A 3605-nucleotide genomic window follows, 5' to 3' on the forward strand; every position below is an offset into this window, starting at 1 on the left:
GATGCTGATCGGGTTTTTGTTCTCGTTCTTTTGGGCTCACAGCATGACCAGCTTGTCACCACAGGGCATTGCGGAACATTACAGGGGGTCGGATGCGACCTTCGGCGAGCCGATGTCGTTCCGGGAACTGGCTGAGGTGACACACTTTCACCTCTTCACCATGCCGGTCGTGTTCATGATTCTGGTTCACGTCCTGTATTTAACGAGCACCAGCCAGGCCGTGAAAGTATGGATGACCTGGCTGTCATTTGCCGGCGTCGGCCTGGATTTGGTGTCTCCCTGGCTGATCAGCTACGTGTCACCCGTCTTTGTTCTGACCATGCTGACCGGTGATACGCTGATGATGGTGACTTTTTTGATCATGATGTGGATTCCCCTGCATGAGATGTGGATTCTTAAGCAGCCCCTGATGGGCGGGAAACGGTCCGAGGAGACCTAACCCGCTTCATAGCAGTTTTGACAAGCCAGTAAGGCCAGAGGTTTTTCACCCAGAGCCCAAGATCACGAGAGTGGTCTTGGGCTTTGTGGTTTTTGAGGAAGGATGCCCATGCAAATCGAGAATCGTGATCAGATCCATCCCGGCATCGTTGGCGTTCAACAAAAGCTGCAAAAGATCGACCGGCTTCGCCTTCCTGCAGGCTCCCGCCGGGATGTCGAAAGCATTCTGGTTCGTCAGGTGACCAAAGAGATCGATCGCGCACTCCCCTCGCAAGCAGGTCACGGACGGCGCGCTGCCACCGTCGCATTAATGATCGGACGAGCTGTGGGCCTCACCGCCGATGCGCTGCATTCCCTCAAGCTCGCAGCGTATCTGCACGATATTGGGCTTTTGATGCTTCCGCCTCGTCTCACAGAAAACATCGCATTTCTTGAGCCAGATGCCTACGTGGCCATTCAGAACCACTGCCGGATCGGCGCCTCGCTCTTAGAACCCTATGCCTTCCTGCGGGAGGCGGCGATTCTCATCGCCCATCATCACGAGCGGTGGGACGGCAGCGGATATCCCTACGGCATCAGAGGATCGTTCATTCCGTTAGGTGCACGCATCCTCTCGGTAGCGGATGCGTACGACGCGATCGACGTCCCCGAGGTCACCGATGAAGACACGCGCGACGTCATCGCAGCGCGCATTCTTCAGGTGGCCGCCGGCACACAATTTGATCCGGCCATCGTGGCGACTTTAATGGAATGTCGGGGGAACAAAGACACAGCCGATTGCGTGAGACGAATCGAATAAGGACCAGCCGGCGCTCTCCACGCGCCGGCAACGGAGTGGGAGCCATGACCTCCCACTTCACAGGCGGGGGCCCTCAGTCCTCCTGGGGCCCCCCGCCTTCCAAAATCATCGTAAACGGAGGCCGGTTCGGTTTTCTGAGGAAATTCTCAGCCTGTACCACCAAGGAGGTTTGTCATGATGCACTCGAACCATCGAACGACCCGCGGGCCTCTCCTCGTCGCGGCCACACTCTGCTTACTCATAGGCATAGGAGTGACAAGCCCTGTTGCCCGGGCCCAGGAAGCGGCAGGCGATCCGCCGGAAATTACCATCGGCGAGCGGCTGTTTCTTGAAACACGTTTCGCTCAGTTCTTTCAGCAATTCCTCGCGAGCGGCGCAGGGGTAAATGATCCGCTGCCGGCCGGCGATCCGGTTATGGACAAGACGGTCACCGTCGGTGAACCGCTGCCCGGTCCGTTCGCAGGCCTGTCCATGAATTGCCGGGCCTGTCATTTGGTCGATGAGCACGTCGAGACGGCAGGCGGCACGATGCGGACCTATGCTGATTTTGCCCGGCGCAGTCCGGTTCCGGCCCGCGCAGACGGGGCGACCACCGCCCCGCGCAACTCGCCTTCGTTGGTGAACGCGACGCTTCCGCGCAGCGGCGGCCTCCTGCTACATTTCGATGCCGAGTTCCCGACCACGGCGGGGCTGGTCGAAGCCACCTTTACAGGGCGTAATTTCGGCTGGCTGCCGGGCGAACGGGCGCAGGCCATCGCGCATGTGGCCCGCATTGTCCGGGAAGACGATGGAACGGGAGGCCTGGCTCAGGATTTCGGCGGCCTACCGTACGCGGTCATTCTGAGAGGAGCAGACCCCTCGATTCCCGAAGAGTTTCGCCTTCCTGAAGCATTCCGTCTGAACGTGGCAACCGCATCGGACACGGACATTTTCCACGCCGTGGCGAACCTGGTCGCGGCCTATACCGAAGGCCTGGTGTTTTCACAGGATGAAAGCGGCGCCTTCAATCTTTCTCCCTACGACGTGTTCCTGGAAAAGAACGGCCTCCCCAGAAAACCGGCTCCCAGGGAAACCGCATTGGAGTATAGCCGGCGGCTGCTCGCGTCGATCGAACGGTTGGAATCCGGCAACAGTCTGTCCTGGGTGTCCCGCAATCCGCACAAGAAACACCGGAAACATCACCGGCACCTGAACTTCGTCCGGCAGAACCCCGCGACTGAAGACGGGAGGTTCCAATTTCACGATCAACCGTTCGCGTTCGGAACTGAGGAATTACGCGGCTTGAAAATATTTTTCACAGAGGCGCGCCATGGCTTAGATGCATCCGCCGCGACAGCGCGCGGAAAAGTCGGGAATTGCATCGCCTGCCATCAGGCGCCGACCTTCACAGATTTCCGTGTGCATAATACCGGGACAACCCAAGTGGAATATGACCGGATTCACGGGGCAGGATCGTTCGCGCAACTCAGAATCCCGGACCTCCGCGAACGGAATGCCGCCCACGACCAGTATCTTCCGGCTACCGAGCAGCATCCCCATGCCCTGGAGCCCTTCCGGAAGATCCCATCGGCCGGCCATCCCGGTGTGACCGACCTCGGCGTGTGGAACGTGTTTGCCAATCCCGATTTCCCCGCTTCCCAACGCCGAATCCGGCGCATTCTCTGCGCGGAGACCCTCAGCACCGGCTTATCGAATCTGAGCCTCCTCCCGGGACAGACAGACGAGGCATTCGATCATGTCATCGATAGCGCGCCGTTCGCCGGACGATGTAGCGCGCAGACCCTATTGCCGGCCAGCATCGCCGTCTTCAAAACACCCGGACTGCGCGACCTGGGACACTCAGCTCCCTACATGCACAACGGGCAATTTGATACGCTGGAACAGATCGTCAACTTTTATCGCGAATCTTCGGCCTTCCTGCGCAGCGATCGACTGCGCAATGGAGACCGGGAACTTGGCGGCATTCGCTTGACCGATCAGGATGTCACGCCGCTCGCAGCGTTTCTCAGATCACTGAACGAAGATTATGAATAGCCACGGAGGATAAACACCGACTGAAACGACCAGCCGGCGCTCTCCACGCGCCGGCAACGGAGTGGGAGCCATGACCTCCCACTTCACGGGCGGGGGCCCTCAGTCCTCCTGGGGCCCCCCGCCTTATTTTTCTGACAGCAAACGGCCTGAAGATAGGCGAATTCATACGATGGATCCATCCTTCAACTATCCGAACATTCATTGGAACACTCGATCCTACTTCTGCTGGCAGGCCGGCAGGCACGCCTTCATTGGTAGATATGACGAACATTCAACGACTTGCTCCTCTTTGCCTTTTCAGCACGGGCACGAGATCTCCCGTGAGCACCTGCAT

3 protein-coding genes are annotated in these 3605 nt (G+C 58.8%); all 3 read left to right on the forward strand.

Translation table 11 applies throughout. The features are described from left to right. Positions 1–439 (forward strand): Aq_1264-related membrane protein (locus tag ACOSYY_RS09645; protein WP_421662058.1); only part of this gene is annotated, 439 nt, incomplete at its 5' end. Between the two features lie 108 nt (positions 440–547). After that, positions 548–1237, forward strand: coding sequence for an HD-GYP domain-containing protein (locus tag ACOSYY_RS09650; protein ID WP_421662059.1), 690 nt, complete (start codon positions 548–550; stop codon positions 1235–1237). Positions 1238–1411: 174 nt separating this feature from the next. Beyond that, complete coding sequence (locus ACOSYY_RS09655; protein ID WP_421662060.1) at positions 1412–3271, forward strand: hypothetical protein; 1860 nt, start codon at positions 1412–1414, stop codon at positions 3269–3271. Positions 3272–3605: the final 334 nt, after the last annotated feature.

The sequence above is a fragment of the Nitrospira sp. BLG_2 genome (assembly GCF_049222245.1).

Bases quoted from the DNA above. Each gene is read 5' to 3' on its own strand.
- ACOSYY_RS09655 (WP_421662060.1), top strand. From the start codon at position 1,412: ATGATGCACTCGAACCATCGAACGACCCGCGGGCCTCTCCTCGTCGCG.
- ACOSYY_RS09650 (WP_421662059.1), top strand. From the start codon at position 548: ATGCAAATCGAGAATCGTGATCAGATCCATCCCGGCATCGTTGGCGTT.